The sequence below is a fragment of the Bacteroides sp. RTP31139st1_H2_RTP31139_211217 genome, assembly GCF_040227615.1.
GTDB lineage: Bacteria > Bacteroidota > Bacteroidia > Bacteroidales > Bacteroidaceae > Bacteroides > Bacteroides uniformis.
In genome coordinates this window covers 7,084-8,624 of sequence record NZ_JBCNZM010000086.1, presented here as the reverse complement: position 1 = coordinate 8,624, position 1,541 = coordinate 7,084, and the positions used below count along the sequence as shown (strand labels likewise).

1 protein-coding gene and 1 pseudogene are annotated in these 1,541 nt (G+C 49.8%); both read left to right on the top strand.

The genetic code is table 11. From position 1 onward, the window contains the following. Positions 1 to 238 precede the first annotated feature (238 nt). The gene (locus ABUA47_RS14550; RefSeq protein WP_007758937.1) at positions 239 to 619 is read left to right on the top strand and encodes a hypothetical protein; all 381 of its coding nucleotides are present in this window, start codon (positions 239 to 241) and stop codon (positions 617 to 619) included. Positions 620 to 630: 11 nt separating this feature from the next. Further along, a pseudogene (locus ABUA47_RS14545) lies at positions 631 to 1,541 on the top strand (hypothetical protein); the annotation flags it as partial.

The following is a 1,541-nucleotide window of genomic DNA, read 5'->3' as shown; positions in this document are numbered from 1 at the left end:
ATTGCCGACCAGGCGATGGAGCTGGCTGGACAATTCATGACGGAGGATGAGATAAGCAACTCGGATGCCTACCGGGTGATAGAGAATGTGAGCTGTGTGTGTGAGGAAGCGATGCAGGTGCTGGTCGAAGAACTGCAGAAAGGGACACGCCTTCATGAAATACTGACGGGTGATTAGGAAATAGCGGAAGCCGTTGAAAACCTTTGAACGAACGATAACGATTAAAAAGTATGACGATATGAGAAAGCAGATTTTGACAGATAACGAGACCAAGACCTTCTTGATGAAGACATTCGGATGCAGCCGTCAGGCTGTGTGGCAAGCACTGAATTTTGTCCGTGACAGCGATCAGGCGCGCCGGATACGCACTCTTGCCCTGAAGCGAGGCGGCAAACTGACTGACGGGAACTTCATCCCGAACTGCGAAACCACCTTCGAGGAGTGCGAGAAGACCATGACCTGCACTTTCGGTCCCCGTGTAAAACTCGTGGTCCACAGAAAGACCAATGATGTGGATGTGTACGTGGACGGAAAACGGACTGAAACCTACCAATGTGAATTTGTATCGGATTTCATGCAGCTGCAGCACGAGACCCAACAGATGGCATCTGCCTTATAAATAGAAATGAAATGGAGTATTATGGAAAGATATTGTGCATATCCTACAATGACCTGACTTACGATGACCGACCGGTGATGGTGAACGGAAAGGCAGACTATAGCAGAAGCCGCACGCTGAAAGGAGTTCATCCTTCCACTCTTTCCGAAGAAGAACTTGCTCCCATCATGTCGATACCCAATTACAAGAAGTTAGCGGCAAAGGAGAAAATCAATGTAGTTCGATCCGGAAGAGGTCTGGGAGGTTACGTTTTGGTAGAAATAGCCACCATGCCCCTACGGTTTCAGGAAAGGATAAAACTAAAATACGGAGATATGAAAGAAGACGTAATAAGAAACTGGCTCGGCAGCCATTACCACATCGATGCGAAAGCCCGGGAATTTTACACCCGGTTCCGTTTTGACAACGGAGATGCACTGCCACCGGAACACATCCAAGAATATACGGTAAACGCTTCGGTAATTGAGGCAGTGATGCGTGCCATGGAGGATGCCACGTTTATGCGAAAGGCCATGAAGGCCGGGCCGGTGAACTGGGGCGAACTGGCAGGAGCCATCAGTTACTACCAAGCAGAGTTCGGACATACCTTGCCTGTCAGTTCCAACCGCTTCAAGAAGCGTGTGAATGACTTCAAGGCCAACGGCTATGAAAGCCTTATCAGCCGCAAGTTCATGAACCAGAACCGCCGGAAAGTGACCTATGACATTGAACGCCTGCTGCTGAGCATCGATGCCCAACCGGAGCAGCCCTTCAATACCACCGTGTGGGAACAGTACAATCTATTTGTGCAAGGAGAACTGGAGCTATATGACCCCGAAACCGGCGAGGTGTTGAATCCGGCAGACTTTACCGACAAGGATGGAAATCCGCTGGTATTGAGCCCGGCCACAGTAGCCAACTACCTCAACAACCCCAAGACCAA

What these genes read in the sequence shown, in the direction of transcription:
- ABUA47_RS14550 (WP_007758937.1), top strand. Translation starts at nt 239, where the DNA reads ATGAGAAAGCAGATTTTGACAGATAACGAGACCAAGACCTTCTTGATG.